A 15,286-nucleotide genomic window follows, 5' to 3' on the forward strand; every position below is an offset into this window, starting at 1 on the left:
CGGAGGAGGGAGCCGCAGCGTGCTGCGGTGACCGACGACAACGCGGCGAGGCGCCGCCTGACCGACCGCAGTAGGCAAAAGATCCGCAGGACAGGACCTAGGAGCTCGCTCGACCGGACGAGACCGGACGAGACACCGAAGGCCCCGCGCGGTGACATTCGTCACCGCGCGGGGCCTTCGCGCGCCCACAAGGTCGCGTATTCTTGCGTGGCTCGATCGCCCACGTTCCCAGAGATGCTGACAACGAGGAGAAGAACCCCGTGCGCATCGCCGTCACCGGCTCAATCGCGACAGATCACCTGATGACCTTCCCGGGCCGCTTCGGCGACCAGCTCATCGCCGATCAGCTCCACCGGATTTCCCTGTCGTTTCTCGTGGACGACCTGCAGATCCGCCGCGGCGGCTGCGCGGCCAACATCGCCTTCGGCATGGGTTGCCTGGGTCTTCGGCCCGTCCTGGTCGGCGCGGTCGGCGCGGACTTCGCCGACTACCGCTCCTGGCTGGAGCGCCACGGCGTCGACTGCGACTCCGTCCACGTCTCGGAGCTGCACCACACCGCCCGCTTCCTGTGCACGACCGACGACGACCACAACCAGATCGCGTCGTTCTACACCGGTGCGATGGCCGAGGCCCGTCTCATCGAGCTGGGCCCGATCAGCCAGCGGCTCGGTGGCCTGGACCTGGTGCTGATCAGCCCCAACGACCCCGAGGCGATGCTCAGGCACACCGCCGAGGCGCGCCAGCGCGCGATCCCGTTCGCCGCCGACCCCTCCCAGCAGCTCGCGCGGATGCCCGGCGAGGAGATCCGCGAACTGGTCGACGGCGCCGCCTATCTGTTCGGCAACGACTACGAGAAGGGCATGATCGAGCAGAAGACCGGCTGGACCGACGAGGAGATCCTCGACCGGGTCGGCGTCCGGGTCACCACGCTCGGCCCCAAGGGCGTCGTCATCGACCGCAAGGACGAGCCGCCGCTGCACGTCCCCCCGGCGCCCGAGCTCGGCAAGGCGGACCCCACAGGCGTGGGAGACGCCTTCAGGTCCGGTTTCCTGGCGGCGCTGGCCTGGGACCTGTCCCTGGAGCGCTGCGGCCAGGTCGGCAACCTCACCGCCACCCACGTGCTGGAGCGCGTCGGCGGCCAGGAGTACGAACTCGGCCAGAAGATCTTCCTGGAGCGCTTCGCCGACGCCTACGGCACCGACGCGGCGGCCGAGGTGGCCGGCTTCGTGAAGTGCCACCACGCCTGAGCCGCCGCTCGGACAGCGGCCGGCCGGCGCCGGGCACCGCCGGGATCACCGGTGGCCCGGACCACCGCTGGACCGGCGGCTGAGCCACGCCCGGCTGAGATCACCCGACTTCGGGCACTCAGCCGGGCGGGATGCCGTCCTGGAAGGTGTCAGGCGCTCGCGTAGACGCGGTGCACGAACTCGGCGAGCTTGTCGTCGGGCAGGTGCTTGGCCAGGTCGGCCTCGCTGATCATGCCGATGATGCGGCCGTCCTCGATCACCGGCAGCCGCCGTATCTGGTTCTGCTCCATCTTGGCCAGCGTCTCGTCGACGCTGGCGTCCGACGACACCCAGACCAGGCCGGTCGCCAGCTCACCGGCGGTGACCTTGGACGGGTCCATGCCATGGGCCACGCACTTGACCACGATGTCGCGGTCGGTGATGATCCCCTTCAGCCGGTCGTCGCTGCCGCAGATGGGTAGCGCGCCCACGTTCATGTCGCGCATCATCTGTGCGGCCCGGTCGAGCGTCTCGTGTGCCTCCACGCACCGGACCCCGGCATTCATCAGACTCCTGGCGGTCTCGCCGCTCATAATGTCCCCCCGAACCGTTTGATGGATTTTCGGGGAGGGTCATACCCAGTTTCAGGACAAGTCAGTAGTTGCGGCGCACGTGGATGGACCAGCCGCGCTCGGGGAGCTCGTAGCTGGCCACGTGGTGGTGCGACTTCAGCCGGCACCAGGCCGGGATGTCGGTGAAGGCGGCGGGATCGTCGGCCAGGACCGCGACGATCGCGTTGAGCGGCACGTAGTTGATCTGCTCGGCCAGCATGATGATGGGAATCGGGCACTTCTTGCCCAGCGCGTCGATGGTCAGTGCCGGGCTCTGGGCCGATCCCGCCGGGTTGGCCTGGCTGGACGTCATGGAGTCTTCACTTCCCAAGTGTTGATCACAGTTTAACCCCCGCCTCCTCGCGGATCCTGCGTACCGTGCCGGGCAGGACGGCGAGGAAACGGTCGACATCCGCCGCCGAGGTGCCCCTGGGCAGCGACACCCGCACGTTCCCGTGGGTGAGCACGCCCATGGCCTCCAGAACATGTGATGGACGAAGCGTACTCGCCGTGCAGGAACTGCCGGACGATACCGAGAATCCGGCCTTGTCGAGTTCGGTGAGCAGTGCCTCACCTTCCACGTAAAGACACGAAAAGGTGACGATGTGCGGCGCCCGCACGACCGGATCGCCGATGACCTCGACATCGGGGACCAGCCGGGGCACCTCGCTCCTGACGCGGTCCACGAGCGCGGAGAGCCTGGCCGACTCCACGGCAGACTCGGCCACCGTGGCACGCAGCGCGGCGGCCGCCGCGACGATCGCCGGCACGTTCTCGAAACCGGGGACCCGGCGGCGCTCGCGGTCGTCCTCGGGCAGCGGGCTGCGCCACCGGGTGCCCTTGCGGACCACCAGCACGCCGACCCCCGCCGGGCCGCCCCACTTGTGCGCGCTCGCGGCCAGCACCGACCAGCCGCCGGGCAGCGGCATCCGGCCCGCGGTCTGGGCGGCGTCCACCAGCAGTGGCACCCCCGCCTCGGCGCACGCCGCCGCCACCTCGGCGACCGGCTGGACGGTCCCGACCTCGTGGTTGGCGCTCTGCAGGCAGGCCAGGGCGGTGCCCTCGGCGAGAACCGCCTCGCGGAAGGCGCCGATCTCGACGGCGCCGGTGATCCCGACGCCGACCGTCTCGACCGAGCCGCCGTCGCGCTCGTGGATGCCGGCCGCGTGCAGCACGCTGGAGTGCTCCACGGCCGAGGTCACCAGGCGGCGGCCGCTCCTGCGGCGCCCGTGCAGGGTGCCGAGCACGCCCAGGTGCACCGCCTGGGTGCCCGACGAGGTGAACGAGACCTCGTCGGCTCTGGCGCCCAGGGCCTCGGCGACCTCGGTCCTCGCCTGTTCCAGTAACATCCTTGCCCGGCGAGCGGAACCGTACAGCCTCGCGGGGTCGGCCCAGCCGACGTCGAGGGCCGCGATGAGAGCCTCCCGAGCCTGGGGGTGCAGCGGCTCAGTGGAGGCCGCGTCGAAGTACGCCACGCTCCAATCGTCGCACCACGCGCGGTGCGGGCGGGGGCTGCGCGGGGGGGCGACGGTTGTCCACGCTAATGTGTCCCCCAGCGTGAAGCTGTGAACTACAAATCTTGAACGTGAACAAACGACCGCCCAGGAGCGACTCCTGGGCTTCATCTGTGGGGTAGGCGATCCGTGAGTCCGACCCGCCGTTCCGCACGGCGTCCGTTGGCCCGCCGCCGGGTGCCACGCGCTGCCGCTCTGGCGCTGCTGCTGGTTTCCCTGACGGCGTGCAGTGCCGAAGAATGGTCCCGAGGCGGCCTGCCCGAGGGCGTCACCAAGCAGTCCGAATCCGTCCAGAGCCTGTGGAACGGATCGTGGATCGCCGCCCTCGCCACCGGTGTGGTCGTGTGGGGTCTGATCCTCTGGTCCGTCGCCTTCCACCGTAAGAAGAAGAACTCCAAGGAGGAGCTGCCGCCTCAGGTGCGGTACAACCTGCCGATCGAGATCCTTTACACGGTGGTGCCGATCATCATGGTCGGCGTGTTCTTCTTCTTCACCGCGCGGGACCAGAACTACATCAACACCCTGTCCGGCAAGCCCGACGTGAAGGTCAAGGTCGAGGGCTTCCAGTGGAGCTGGCGCTTCACGACGGAGTACAACGGCAAGACCGTCCAGGTCGTGGGCCTGCCCGCGGCCGACTACACCAAGGGCCCCGAGCTGAAGCTGCCGGTGGGGAAGAACATCGAGTTCGACCTCCACTCGCCGGACGTCATCCACTCCTTCTGGGTCCCGGCGTTCCACTTCAAGCGCGACGTGATCCCGGGTGTGAACAACAAGTTCGAGATCCAGACGCTGAACAAGGAAGGCGTCTACGCCGGCCGCTGCGCCGAGCTCTGCGGTGTGGACCACAGCCGGATGCTCTTCTCGGTGAAACTCGTGTCCCAGGCCGAGTTCGACCAGTACATCGCTAGCCAGGCGGGTGCCCAGTGACCGCGCATAACCCAGCAGTCCCCCTTCCCCCGGCGTCGGCCCGCAAGGGCTCGGTCGTCGTCAAGTGGATGACGTCCACCGATCACAAGATCATCGGACATCTCTACCTGATCACCTCGTTCGTCTTCTTCCTGATCGGCGGCGTCATGGCGCTGATCATGCGGGCGGAGCTGGCCCAGCCGGGTCTCCAGCTGACCACGAACGAGCAGTTCAACCAGCTGTTCACCATGCACGGCACCGTCATGCTGCTGATGTTCGCGACCCCGCTGTTCGCCGGGTTCGCCAACGAGCTGATGCCGTTGCAGATCGGCGCGCCCGACGTCGCCTTCCCGCGGCTGAACATGGTCAGCTACTGGCTCTTCACCTTCGGCAGCACCATCGCCCTGTCGGGCTTCCTCACCCCGGGCGGCGCGGCCAGCTTCGGCTGGTTCGCCTACACCCCGCTGTCGAACGCGATCAGCTCCCCGGGGATCGGCGGCGACCTGTGGATCGTCGGCCTGACCATCAGCGGTCTGGGCACGATCCTCGGCTCTGTGAACTTCATCACCACGATCGTGTGCATGCGCGCGCCCGGCATGACCATGTTCCGCCTGCCGATGTTCACCTGGAACGTGCTGCTCACCTCGATCCTGGTGCTGATGGCCTTCCCGGTGCTGGCCGCCGCGCTGCTGGCGCTGGAGTCCGACCGCAAGCTCGGCACGCACATCTTCGACCCCGCCACCGGCGGGGCGCTGCTCTGGCAGCACCTGTTCTGGTTCTTCGGCCATCCCGAGGTCTACATCATCGCGCTGCCGTTCTTCGGCATCGTGACCGAGATCCTGCCCGTCTTCAGCCGCAAGCCGCTGTTCGGCTACATCGGCCTGGTGGGTGCGACCATCGCCATCGCGGGTCTGTCGATCACGGTGTGGGCGCACCACATGTTCGCCACCGGCCAGGTGCTGCTGCCGTTCTTCTCCTTCATGACGTTCCTCATCGCGGTGCCCACCGGGGTGAAGTTCTTCAACTGGATCGGCACCATGTGGCGCGGCCACCTGTCGTTCGAGTCGCCGATGCTGTTCTCGATCGGCTTCCTGGTGACCTTCCTGTTCGGCGGTCTGACCGGTGTCATCCTGGCCTCCCCGCCGCTGGACTTCCAGGTGTCCGACTCCTACTTCGTGGTGGCGCACTTCCACTACGTGGTGTTCGGCACCGTGGTGTTCGCGATGTTCGCCGGCTTCTACTTCTGGTGGCCCAAGTTCACCGGCAAGATGCTGAACGACAGGCTGGGCAAGATCCACTTCTGGACGCTGTTCGTCGGCTTCCACGCGACCTTCCTGGTCCAGCACTGGCTGGGCGCGCAGGGCTTCCCGCGCCGCTACGCCGACTACAGCCCGATCGACGGGTTCACCGACCTCAACATGGTCTCCTCGGTGGGCGCGTTCCTGCTGGGCGCCTCCACGCTGCCGTTCCTCTACAACGTGTGGAAGACCCACAAGACCGCGCCGCAGGTCACCGTGGACGACCCGTGGGGCTACGGCAACTCCCTCGAATGGGCGACGTCCTGCCCGCCGCCGAGGCACAACTTCATCTCGCTGCCTCGCATCCGGTCCGAACGCCCGGCGTTCGACCTCAAGTACCCGCACACCCCGGCCCCCCGTGAGCTGGAGGAGGTCCGATGAAGGTCCAGGGCTGGTTGTTCATCCTCTGCGGCGTCTTCTTCGCCGCCGTGGACGTCGTCTACTGGTACTGGTCGAGGGAGCCGGTCGGCACGACGGCGATGGCCATCTCGGTGGGCTTCGCGCTCATGATCGGCTACTACCTGATGTACACGGCCCGCCGCATCGGCGATCAGCCGGAGGACGACAAGCAGGGCGAGATCAGCGACGGTGCCGGAGAGCTCGGCTTCTTCAGCCCGCACAGCTGGTGGCCGCTCTTCGTCTGCCTGGCCGTCTCGCTCGCCGGGGTCGGCCTGGTCATCGGCTGGTGGCTGTTCCTGATCGGCGTGTTCGCGATCATCATGAGCATGATCGGTTTCGTTTTCGAGTACTACCGGGGCAACTTCTCGCACTGACCCCGCGTCCCACCGCGAAAAGCGGGCCACGGAAAAACTTCCGTGGCCCGCTTTTTGGCGTTTATTTGGGGCTCAGGGTGGATGTCTTATGTGGTGGACCGCTTACTCCGGGTAATAACTGAATCAGTGGTTCAGTCCGGGACAGGGGAGTTCATGTGGGGCACGCGATCCGTGGTTCGAGCCAGGGAGCGGGACTGCTGGCCCTCGTGCTGGTGACGACCTCCTGCTCGACAAGCACAGCCGTACGCCAGGACCAGACGCCGCAGGCGTCCCAGCAGGCGGAGTCCGCCGCCGTGGTCACCGTGGCACCGTTCAAGGGGGCCAGGGGAGTGCCCACGGACACCCCGGTCCTGGTCGCGGCGCAGGGCGGCACCCTGAAGTCGGTCACCGTCAGGGCCGTGAAGGGCGCCAAAGGCTCTCTGCCGGGCGTTCTCAGCGCCGATGGCACACAGTGGCGCAGTCGTGGTACGGCGGCTCCAGGAGCCTCCTACGAGGTCTCGGTGACGGCGGTCAATCCGGCGGGCGCCGTCACCCAGACGACCTCGTCCTTCTCCACGGTGAAGAGCCGCGAGACCTTCGCGATCGAGAGCTTCATGCCGGACCGGGACATGACCGGTCTGACCGTCGGCGTCGGCATGCCGGTGATGATCACCTTCGACCACCCCGTCACCGACCGCGTCTCCGTCGAGCGCAACCTGTTCGTCCGTACCTCCAGGCCGGTCCTGGGGGCGTGGCACTGGTTCGACGACCGCAACGTGCACTTCCGCCCGAAGAACTTCTGGCCCTCGGGCACCAAGGTCAGGGTCGAGGCCCGGCTGGCCGGGGTGCGTGGCGGCGCCGGCCTGTACGGCGCGGCGAACCGGACGGTCAACTTCAAGGTCGGCCGCGCGCAGATCACCCGGGGCAGCATTCCCTCCCACCACCTCACGGTGCGGCGCAACGGCAAAATCGTCAGGGAGATCCCGATGAGCGCGGGCCAGGGCGGCGTCTGGAAGTACCACACGACCAGCGGCGTGCACCTGGCGATGTCCAGGGAGAACGTCACGGTGATGACCTCTCCGGGCATCGGGCCCGGCTCGGCCGGCTACTACCAGCTGACCGTCTACGACACGGTCCGCATCTCCAACAGCGGCGAGTACATCCACAGCGCCCCGTGGTCGGTCGGCTCCCAGGGCTACTCCAACGTCAGCCACGGCTGCGTCAACGTCAGCCCGAGCAACGCCAAGTGGTTCCTCGACAACACCCTGATCGGGGACCCGATCATCATCACCGGCTCGCCCCGCGTCCTGGAGCCCACCAACGGCTGGGGGCACTGGCAGGAGAGCTGGCGGGAATGGCTCAAGTGGAGCAGCCTCAAGCACTTCACCACCGACGACGTCTGAGGCCGCGCCCCCCGCCTGACCGGAAGGTGCCCGCGGAGGCCCCTGAAGGGGGCTCAGGGGGCCTTCCGGGGCCCCGGCGGGGGACGGGGTCGGGAAAGGGTGTGGAAAGACGTCGAGGCCCGGACACCGTGCGGTGTCCGGGCCTCTCGTGTGGCGTCAGCCGTGGCGGATCAGTGGGTCAGGGACTTGTCGTCTCCACCCTGGCCGACCGCGGCGTGCTCCTCGTGGCCCTCACCGTGACCGTGGCCGTCGTCGAGCGGGATCTTCTCGCCGCCGTAGGCCGCGCTCATCTTGGTGCGGAGCTTGCCGAGCGGGCCGCGCATCGCCTTGGACGGGATGCCGTCGTCGTCTCCACCGCCGCCCCCGGTGAGGACCGGGACCGGCTCCTTGCCCCGCATGTGGGCCTCGATGGCCTCGTTGGGCGGGACGTGGACCTCGATGTACTCGCCGTGCGGCAGTCGCTTGATCACACCGGACTCCACGCCGTGGCCGATGACGGCCGCGTCGGCGCGCTGCAGGCCCAGGCAGATCCGGTAGGTGACGTAGTAGGCGATCGCCGGACCGACGAAGATCAGAACCCGGCCGACGTAGGTCGTCCAGTTCAGCGACACCTGGAAGAACGCGGCGATCTCGTCGTTGGCGCCGAGCAGCCACAGGACCCCGTAGAAGGTCATCGCGGAGATGCCGATCGAGGTGCGGTGCGGGTTGTTGCGGGGACGGTCCGCGACGTGGTGCTCGCGGCGGTCTCCGGTGACCCACTGCTCGATGAACGGATACAGCGCCAGTCCCGTCATGATGATGCCCATCGGCACCAGTGCCGGGATCAGCACGCTCATCGGCAGCGTGAAGCCCAGGACGTTGATCTCCCAGGCGGGCATCAGACGGAGCGAACCCTCGAGGAAGCCCATGTAGAAGTCGGGCTGAGAGCCCGCCGAGATGTCGGCCGGAGTGTAGGGACCGTACAGCCAGATCGGGTTGATCTGGGCGAAGGTGCCCAGCAGCGCGATGACGCCGAAGGTGAACATGAAGTAGGCGCCGGCCTTGACCATGAAGGCCGGGTAGAACGGCGCGCCCACCACGTTCTCGTTGGTGCGGCCCTTGCCCGGCATCTGCGTGTGCTTCTGGACCCACATCAGGATCATGTGAGCCGAGATGAGTGCCAGCAGGATGCCCGGGATGAGCAGGATGTGCAGCGAGTAGAACCGGGAGACGATGTCCACGCCGGGGTACTCGCCGCCGAAGAGGAAGAAGGTGATCCAGGTGCCGACCAGCGGCAGCGAGATCGCCACACCCTCGGTGATCCGCAGACCGGCGCCGGAGAGCAGGTCGTCGGGGAGGGAGTAGCCGGTCAGTCCCGCGGCCAGGGCCAGCGTCAGCAGCAGCACGCCGATCAGCCAGTTCAGCTCGCGCGGCTTGCGGTAGGCGCCGGTGAAGAACACCCGCAGCGCGTGCACCATCATGCCGCCGATGAACAGCAGGGCGGCCCAGTGGTGCATCTGGCGCATCAGCAGGCCGCCGCGCACGTCGAAGCTGATCGCCAGCGACGACGCGTACGCCTCGGACATCATGACGCCCTGCAGCGGGCCGTACGAGCCGGTGTACTCCACGTGGCCCATGCTGGGCTTGAAGAAGAACGTCAGGAACGTGCCGGTCAGCAGCAGGACGATGAACGAGTAGAGCGCGATCTCACCGAGCAGGAACGACCAGTGGTCGGGGAAGATCTTCCGCAGGTTCCGCCGCAGGAAGTTTCCCGCTCCGATGCGGTCGTCGATGAAGCCGCTCGCGCCCGCGATGGGCTGGGGAACGGGGGTGCTCATGATTGGGCTCCCTTCTGGGCCTCGGCCTCACGGAACTCGGCCTCGGCGTCGCCACGTTCCCAGAAGCTGGGCCCGACGGGGACGGGGAAGTCCGCCGTCGCCACCAGGTATCCCTCTTCGTCCACGGCGATCGGCAGCTGGGGAAGAGGCCGGGCCGCCGGACCGAAGATGACCTTGGCGCCGTCGGCGGCGTCGAAGGTCGACTGGTGACACGGGCACAGGATGTGGTGCGTGGTCTGCTCGTACAGGGCCGCGGGGCAGCCGACGTGCGTGCAGATCTTGGAGTACGCCACGATCCCGTCGTGGGTCCAGTTCAGGTTCGTCCCGGACTTGAGCTCTTCGGGGCGGAACTTGATCAGGATCAGGGTGGCCTTGGCCAGTGCGTTCAGGTCGTGCTCGTATCCCTCGGGCACCACGGAGAGGATGCCGCCGGGGGAGTTGAAGTCGGCCGCCCGGATGGGTGATCCGCTTCCCTCGACGAGGAGCTTGCGGTTCTTGCCGTCCTTGGTCTTCTCTCCCCAGACGGTGTGCCGCAGCTTGGCGGGGAAGTCCTTGTAGCTCGGGCCGAGGTCGCGCAGCAGGACCAGCGGTGCCAGGCCGAGCGGGGCGGCGGCGATCAGCAGGGTGCGGCGCAGCAGCGGGCGCTTGGTGATGCCGCTCTCGGCCGCGCCCTGCATGAAGGTCTCACCGACGTAGGACCGGGTCTCGGTGTCGGAGGCCATCGGGTGGCGCTCCTGGACCAGGTTGTACTTGGGCATGACCAGGCGGACCCAGGTCACCATGCCCGCGGCCAGCCCGAGCAGGGCCAGCGTGAGCGTGCCGCCCAGCGCGAGGTTGGAGACCTGCGTCTTCTCGATGTCGCCGACCTGGAAGACCACGTACGACACCACGAAGCCGATGCCGGCCAGGAAGGCGACGAGGAAGCAGAGGGCGGCGTACTTCTCGCCCTTCTTCGCGGTCGCCTCGTCTTGCGGGGTCACCCCGGGAACCTGGACGACCTCGGTCGACGGGCGCTCCTCGGTGCCGAGCAGGGAGGTGCTCGCCGCGGGTGGGGGGGTGCCGATGACGCGCCTTGGCACGCGTTCCTCCGGCTGCTCGATGCCGTGATTGTTCTCAGTCATTTGGCCTGTCGCCTCTTCGCGGTGATCCAGATGGCGGCCAGGGAGAGGAGGCTGAGTCCGACGACCCAGGCCACCAGACCCTCGGTGACCGGGCCGATGCGGCCCAGACCGGCGCCGCCCGGGTTGGGCTCCTCACGCACGCCCACGATGTAGGCGATCATGTCCCGCTTCTGCTCGGGAGTGATGATGCTGTCGTTGAACACCGGCATCGCCTGGGGGCCGGTGATCATGGCCTCGTAGATCTGCGTCGGGGTGGCCTCGTGGAGCGGCGGAGCGTACTTGCCCTGGGTCAGGGCGCCGCCCGAGCCGACGAAGTTGTGGCACTGGATGCAGTTGGCGCGGAAAAGCTCGCCGCCCTTGGCCTTGTCTCCCATGGCGGGGTCGACCTGATCCTTGCCCGGGATGGCCGGACCGCCGCCGAGCGACTGGATGTAGGCGGCGAGCTGGTCGACGGCCTCGTAGGTGCCGTCGGGGCGCTTGGTCTTGGCGACCCACGGCGGCGGGGGCTTGCGCGGTGCCTGCGCGCCGGGGTTGGCCAGGGGCATGCGGCCGCTGCTGACCTGGAAGTCCACCGAGGCGGCGCCGACGCCGATCAGGGTCGGACCCTGGGCGGTGCCCTCGGCGTTGAGCCCGTGGCAGCTGGAGCAGCTCTGCTCGAAGAGTTTCTTGCCCTCGGCCACGTCGTCGGCCCTGCCGGACGCGATGGCGGCGTCGGCCTGACTGCTGGAGGAGACCGTCAGGGCAACGGTGTAGACCCCGCCGATCAGGGCCAGGGCCAGGAGCAGGACGGCGTATCTCGCGAGGGGATGCCGCCGCCCAGCGGTGATCCTATTCACAGAGATCCCCGATTCCTTATTGAATTCCATAGATGGTTACGAAAAGGCCGATCCAGACCACGTCGACGAAGTGCCAGTAGTAGGACACGACGATCGCGCTGGTCGCCTGCTCACGGGTGAAGCGCTTCGCGGCGTACGTGCGTCCCAGCATGAAGAGGAACGCGATCAGTCCACCGGTCACGTGGAGGCCGTGAAAGCCCGTGGTCAGGTAGAACACCGAGTCGTACGCGCTGTGCGACAGGGTGTGTCCTTCGTGGACCAGCTCGTTGTACTCGTACAGCTGGCCGGCCACGAACACGGAGCCCATCAGGAAGCTGACGATGTACCAGAAACGCAGCTTGGCGACCTGGCCCTTCTCAGCCGCCCACACGCCCAGCTGGCAGGTCACACTCGACAGGACCAGGATGATCGTGTTGCCCAGGGCGAAGGGGACGTTCAGGTGGGCCTCCGGCCAGGGCAGTCCCTGGCTGAGGCTCACAGACCGGATGGTGAAGTACATCGCGAACAGCGCCGCGAAGAACATGAGCTCGGAGGACAGCCAGACAATCGTCCCGACGCTGACCAGATCGGGTCTGCGGGACGAGTGTGCTGTCGTCGTCGTTGAAATTGCGGATGCTGTCGCCACGGGCAGCATTATTGCGGCTCTCCTGCTCGGGTCGCCGCACGACCCCCCGATAGGGGGTGCATACGCCCCTAAAAAGGGGACGTATGGGGCAATTTGCTCAGCTGTGGCTCCGGCCTGGGTCTCCAGGCCGGCTGACCGGTAGCATCCCAGGTGACCATACATCGACGAGGGATAGTGAGCGCGACCGTGAGCACCGACGACAAGATGAGGGTCCTCGTCTACAGCGACGACGCGAGCACCCGCGAGAAGGTGCGGCAGGCACTCGGCCGCCGCCCCGCCGCCGACGTGCCCCTCGTGGAGATCGTGGAGTGCGCCACCCACGCCAAGGTCGTCCAGCACTTCGACTCCGGTGAGATCGACGTCGCCGTGCTCGACGCCGAGGCCAAGCCCGCAGGGGGCATGGGGGTGGCCCGTCAGGCCAAGGACGAGGTCCACGACTGCCCGCCGATCTGCCTGTTGATCGCCCGTCGCGACGACCGCTGGCTGGCCGAGTGGTCGCGCGCCGAGGCCGTCGTGCCGCAGCCGATCGACCCGGTCGTCCTCGCGGAGACCGTCGCCGACCTGATGCGCCGCCGCCTGTCCACTCGTCTGACCGCCCGGTAAAACCTCCTGGAGAACCGCATGGACGCGCGCACCACCTGGCCGGCGCTGTTGTCCGCCCTGCTCGCGGGCGAGCACCTGACGGCGGACGAGACCGCCTGGGCGATGAACCAGATCATGTCCGGCTCCGCCACGCCCGCCCAGATCGCGGGCTTCGCGGTGGCGCTGCGGGCGAAGGGCGAGACCGTCGCGGAGGTGACCGGCCTGGCGCGCACGATGCTGGAGCTGGCCACCCCGCTGTCGGTCGAGGGGCCCGTCGTCGACGTCGTCGGCACCGGCGGTGACCGGGCGCACACCGTCAACGTCTCCACCATGGCCGCGATCGTGGCCGCCGCGGCGGGGGCCAGGGTCGTCAAGCACGGCAACCGGGCCGCCTCCTCCTCGTGCGGCGCCGCCGACGTCCTGGAACACCTGGGGATCGTGCTCGACCTGTCTCCCGCGGACACCGCCAGGGTCGCGGTGGAGGCCGGCATCGCCTTCTGCTTCGCGCCGGTCTACCACCCGGCACTACGCTTCGCGGGCCCGCCGCGCAAGGAGATCGGCATCCCCACGGTCTTCAACTTCCTGGGACCGCTGACCAACCCGGCCAGGCCCGACGCCCAGGCGATCGGCATCTTCGACGCGGGCATGCTCCCCGTCGTCGCGGGCGTCTTCGCCGAGCGCGGGGTCTCCGCCCTGGTCTTCCGGGGCGACGACGGGCTGGACGAGCTCACCATCGCCACGACCTCCTCGGTCTGGGTGGTGCGCGAGGGCGGCGCCGAGCAGACCGTCTTCGACCCGGCGGTCCTCGACATCCCCAGGGCGGCGCCCGACGCGTTGCGCGGCGGGGACGTGGCCTTCAACGCCAGGGCCGTGCACGATCTGGTCGGCGGCAAGACCGGCCCGGTCCGCGACGCGGTGCTGCTGAACGCCGCGGCCGCGCTGGTCGCCCTCGACGGTGCCGGCGGCGACCTGAACGCCGCGATGGCCGCGGGCTACGAGCGCGCCACGCGGGCCGTCGACTCCGGTGCCGCCGGGGAGACCCTCGACCGCTGGATCGCGGTCAGCCGGTCGTCGAAACCGTCCTGAGCCGTACGCGCCGTTACCTGTGAGCGTGCTTCGGTGAGCGCGCTCCCGAGCGGCCCACGCCTTACGAGATGAGCCTCCTGCCTCGCGGGGGCTCTCGCCTCGTCGCCAGGGGCTCCAGGGGCAGGGCCGTCGTCGGGTGCCCTCCTGGCGGTGTCGCCGGGTCTTGCCGGGTGCCGGAGTGCCCTGTCCAAGGAATGGTCCCGGCCCCGGGGCCGTCCCGGGGACGGATTTCTCCGACCCCGGGGGGATGGAAGATCCACCCGAGAGCGGATGTGTCACCTCGGTGTGCCGTTCTAGGTTGCGACCATGTGGCGTGCTGACCCCCTGACCGAGCAGATGGTCCCCATTCTGCTGGCGTGCCTGGCGCTCGGACTGTGTGCGGCCGTCGTGAGCCTGGTGTGGGATCGCAGGCTCCTGCTGCTGAGGCTCAAGTCCGCGGAGGACAGGTTCACCGGTCAGCAGGAGGAACTGGCCCGCGCCCAGTTCGCCGAGAGGCGGGTGCGCATCGCCCGTGAGCTGAACGACGTGGTCGCGCACGGAATCAGCATGATGACGCTCGGCGTGGGCGCCGGACGGATGATCATGGACAAGGATCCCGAGCGGGCCAGGCGGACCTTGCGGGTGGCCGAGGAGTCGGGGCGTCAGGCGCTCGTCGAGCTCCAGCGCACCCTGTCGCTACTCGATCTCGACGGCTCCTCGGCGGGCAGGACGCCCCAGCCCAGGCTGTCCGACCTGCGGGACCTGTTCACCGAGGTCCGTGCGGCGGGCCTGGGCGTGGACATGGTCGAGGACGGCAGGCCCGCCGAGGTCGCGCTCACCCTCGAACTGGTGGCCTACCGCATCGTCCAGGAGGCGCTTGCCAACACCCTGCGACACGCCGGCGCCCGCTCGGCCCGCGTCACGCTGCGCTGGCGGCCGGGCTTCCTCGACGTGCTGGTACGGGACGACGGCCAGGCCGACCCCGCGGCGACCGCGGGGCACGGCCTGTTCGGCATGCGGGAGCGGGCCGCCCTGTTCGGCGGGACGCTGGCGGCCGGGATCCTGCCCGGAGGGGGGTTCGAGGTGCGGGCGCGGCTGCCCATCTCGGGCGAGGCGGTCCCGGACGCCGCCCGCAAGGGTATGGGGGACGTCACCGACCTCGAACCGACCCGCCCTCGCCTCCGCCCCGCCGGCGCGGGTCAGTCGGACTCGCCGAGGCCGATCGAGAAGGCGGCGTCCAGATCGTGCCGGGAGTAGGCGCGGAAGGCGATGTTGGTCTCGGTGTGCAGCACCCCCGCCACCTTGTTGATCCGGCCGGGGATGACCTCGGCGATCTCCTCGTAGGCGGTGACGCGGACCATGGCCATCAGGTCGTACTCCCCGGTTATGGAGTAGACCTCGCTCACCCCGTCGATCTCGGCGATCGTCTGGGCGACCTCGGGGATCCGGTCCACCTCGGCGTTGATGTGAACGATCGCGGTGACCACGAGCTTCCTCCTCGTTGAGTATTGCCTGCCGTCTTTGACGCTA

16 protein-coding genes are annotated in these 15,286 nt (G+C 68.5%); 8 read left to right on the plus strand and 8 right to left on the minus strand.

The genetic code is table 11. From position 1 onward, the window contains the following. Positions 1-260 precede the first annotated feature (260 nt). Positions 261-1,247 (plus strand): carbohydrate kinase family protein, encoded by a 987-nt coding sequence (locus ABT061_RS47455; protein WP_350930301.1) that lies wholly within the window; start codon positions 261-263, stop codon positions 1,245-1,247. Between the two features lie 149 nt (positions 1,248-1,396). Here the strand turns inward: ABT061_RS47455 and ABT061_RS47460 are convergent, their stop codons facing one another. The 3 genes from ABT061_RS47460 to ABT061_RS47470 all read right to left on the minus strand — a co-directional run bounded on the left by ABT061_RS47460 (position 1,397) and on the right by ABT061_RS47470 (position 3,312). Then, positions 1,397-1,792 (minus strand): CBS domain-containing protein, encoded by a 396-nt coding sequence (locus tag ABT061_RS47460; protein ID WP_350930302.1) that lies wholly within the window; start codon positions 1,790-1,792, stop codon positions 1,397-1,399. Between the two features lie 88 nt (positions 1,793-1,880). Then, the gene (locus ABT061_RS47465; RefSeq protein ID WP_037970066.1) at positions 1,881-2,150 is read right to left on the minus strand and encodes a sulfurtransferase TusA family protein; all 270 of its coding nucleotides are present in this window, start codon (positions 2,148-2,150) and stop codon (positions 1,881-1,883) included. Positions 2,151-2,175: 25 nt separating this feature from the next. Beyond that, a complete protein-coding gene (locus ABT061_RS47470; protein WP_350930303.1) occupies positions 2,176-3,312 on the minus strand; it encodes a cysteine desulfurase family protein in 1,137 nt (378 codons plus the stop codon). Between the two features lie 216 nt (positions 3,313-3,528). Between ABT061_RS47470 and ctaC the strand changes: the two genes are divergently transcribed. From ctaC to ABT061_RS47490, 4 genes are all read left to right on the plus strand, one after another. Beyond that, entirely contained in the window at positions 3,529-4,278 is a 750-nt protein-coding gene (gene ctaC / locus ABT061_RS47475) for an aa3-type cytochrome oxidase subunit II (protein WP_350930304.1), read from the plus strand. A gap of 68 nt (positions 4,279-4,346) precedes the next feature. Next, positions 4,347-5,936: an aa3-type cytochrome oxidase subunit I gene (gene ctaD / locus ABT061_RS47480; protein WP_350930305.1), complete on the plus strand. Its 1,590-nt coding sequence runs from the start codon at positions 4,347-4,349 to the stop codon at positions 5,934-5,936. Next, a complete protein-coding gene (locus ABT061_RS47485; protein WP_350930306.1) occupies positions 5,933-6,328 on the plus strand; it encodes a cytochrome c oxidase subunit 4 in 396 nt (131 codons plus the stop codon). The genes ctaD and ABT061_RS47485 overlap by 4 nt, the downstream gene beginning before the upstream one ends. Before the next feature lie 155 nt (positions 6,329-6,483). Next, positions 6,484-7,710: a L,D-transpeptidase gene (locus ABT061_RS47490; RefSeq protein WP_350930307.1), complete on the plus strand. Its 1,227-nt coding sequence runs from the start codon at positions 6,484-6,486 to the stop codon at positions 7,708-7,710. 170 nt (positions 7,711-7,880) lie between these two features. Here ABT061_RS47490 and qcrB read toward each other — a convergent pair whose 3' ends face one another. Genes qcrB through ctaE form a run of 4 tightly spaced genes read right to left on the minus strand, consistent with a single transcriptional unit; the run spans position 7,881 to position 12,118 of the window. Further along, the gene (gene qcrB, locus ABT061_RS47495) at positions 7,881-9,527 is read right to left on the minus strand and encodes a cytochrome bc1 complex cytochrome b subunit (protein ID WP_350930308.1); all 1,647 of its coding nucleotides are present in this window, start codon (positions 9,525-9,527) and stop codon (positions 7,881-7,883) included. Then, complete coding sequence (gene qcrA / locus ABT061_RS47500) at positions 9,524-10,648, minus strand: cytochrome bc1 complex Rieske iron-sulfur subunit (RefSeq protein WP_350930309.1); 1,125 nt, start codon at positions 10,646-10,648, stop codon at positions 9,524-9,526. Before qcrA ends, qcrB begins: the two co-directional genes overlap by 4 nt. After that, the gene (gene qcrC / locus ABT061_RS47505) at positions 10,645-11,484 is read right to left on the minus strand and encodes a cytochrome bc1 complex diheme cytochrome c subunit (protein WP_350930310.1); all 840 of its coding nucleotides are present in this window, start codon (positions 11,482-11,484) and stop codon (positions 10,645-10,647) included. Before qcrC ends, qcrA begins: the two co-directional genes overlap by 4 nt. A gap of 16 nt (positions 11,485-11,500) precedes the next feature. Next, positions 11,501-12,118, minus strand: a complete 618-nt coding sequence (ctaE, locus tag ABT061_RS47510; RefSeq protein WP_350930311.1) for an aa3-type cytochrome oxidase subunit III — start codon at positions 12,116-12,118, stop codon at positions 11,501-11,503. A gap of 195 nt (positions 12,119-12,313) precedes the next feature. Between ctaE and ABT061_RS47515 the strand changes: the two genes are divergently transcribed. The 3 genes from ABT061_RS47515 to ABT061_RS47525 all read left to right on the plus strand — a co-directional run bounded on the left by ABT061_RS47515 (position 12,314) and on the right by ABT061_RS47525 (position 15,013). Further along, complete coding sequence (locus ABT061_RS47515) at positions 12,314-12,712, plus strand: DNA-binding transcriptional response regulator (protein ID WP_350930325.1); 399 nt, start codon at positions 12,314-12,316, stop codon at positions 12,710-12,712. A gap of 18 nt (positions 12,713-12,730) precedes the next feature. Then, positions 12,731-13,777, plus strand: coding sequence for an anthranilate phosphoribosyltransferase (gene trpD / locus ABT061_RS47520; RefSeq protein WP_350930312.1), 1,047 nt, complete (start codon positions 12,731-12,733; stop codon positions 13,775-13,777). Between the two features lie 306 nt (positions 13,778-14,083). Continuing rightward, a complete protein-coding gene (locus tag ABT061_RS47525) occupies positions 14,084-15,013 on the plus strand; it encodes a sensor histidine kinase (protein WP_350930313.1) in 930 nt (309 codons plus the stop codon). Here ABT061_RS47525 and ABT061_RS47530 read toward each other — a convergent pair. Continuing rightward, a complete protein-coding gene (locus tag ABT061_RS47530; protein ID WP_030910213.1) occupies positions 14,956-15,243 on the minus strand; it encodes an Lrp/AsnC family transcriptional regulator in 288 nt (95 codons plus the stop codon). The genes ABT061_RS47525 and ABT061_RS47530 overlap by 58 nt on opposite strands. Positions 15,244-15,286 lie beyond the last annotated feature (43 nt).

Origin of the sequence: Streptosporangium sp. NPDC002544 (assembly GCF_040295965.1) — a bacterium.
In the GTDB taxonomy this organism is placed as follows: domain Bacteria; phylum Actinomycetota; class Actinomycetes; order Streptosporangiales; family Streptosporangiaceae; genus Streptosporangium.

Coding starts and splice junctions, on each gene's coding strand:
- ABT061_RS47460 (WP_350930302.1), bottom strand. CDS start 1,792: ATGAATGCCGGGGTCCGGTGCGTGGAGGCACACGAGACGCTCGACCGG.
- ABT061_RS47485 (WP_350930306.1), top strand. CDS start 5,933: ATGAAGGTCCAGGGCTGGTTGTTCATCCTCTGCGGCGTCTTCTTCGCC.
- qcrB (WP_350930308.1), bottom strand. CDS start 9,527: ATGAGCACCCCCGTTCCCCAGCCCATCGCGGGCGCGAGCGGCTTCATC.
- qcrA (WP_350930309.1), bottom strand. CDS start 10,648: ATGACTGAGAACAATCACGGCATCGAGCAGCCGGAGGAACGCGTGCCA.
- ABT061_RS47525 (WP_350930313.1), top strand. CDS start 14,084: ATGTGGCGTGCTGACCCCCTGACCGAGCAGATGGTCCCCATTCTGCTG.
- ABT061_RS47515 (WP_350930325.1), top strand. CDS start 12,314: ATGAGGGTCCTCGTCTACAGCGACGACGCGAGCACCCGCGAGAAGGTG.
- ABT061_RS47465 (WP_037970066.1), bottom strand. CDS start 2,150: ATGACGTCCAGCCAGGCCAACCCGGCGGGATCGGCCCAGAGCCCGGCA.
- trpD (WP_350930312.1), top strand. CDS start 12,731: ATGGACGCGCGCACCACCTGGCCGGCGCTGTTGTCCGCCCTGCTCGCG.
- ctaD (WP_350930305.1), top strand. CDS start 4,347: ATGACGTCCACCGATCACAAGATCATCGGACATCTCTACCTGATCACC.
- ctaE (WP_350930311.1), bottom strand. CDS start 12,118: ATGCTGCCCGTGGCGACAGCATCCGCAATTTCAACGACGACGACAGCA.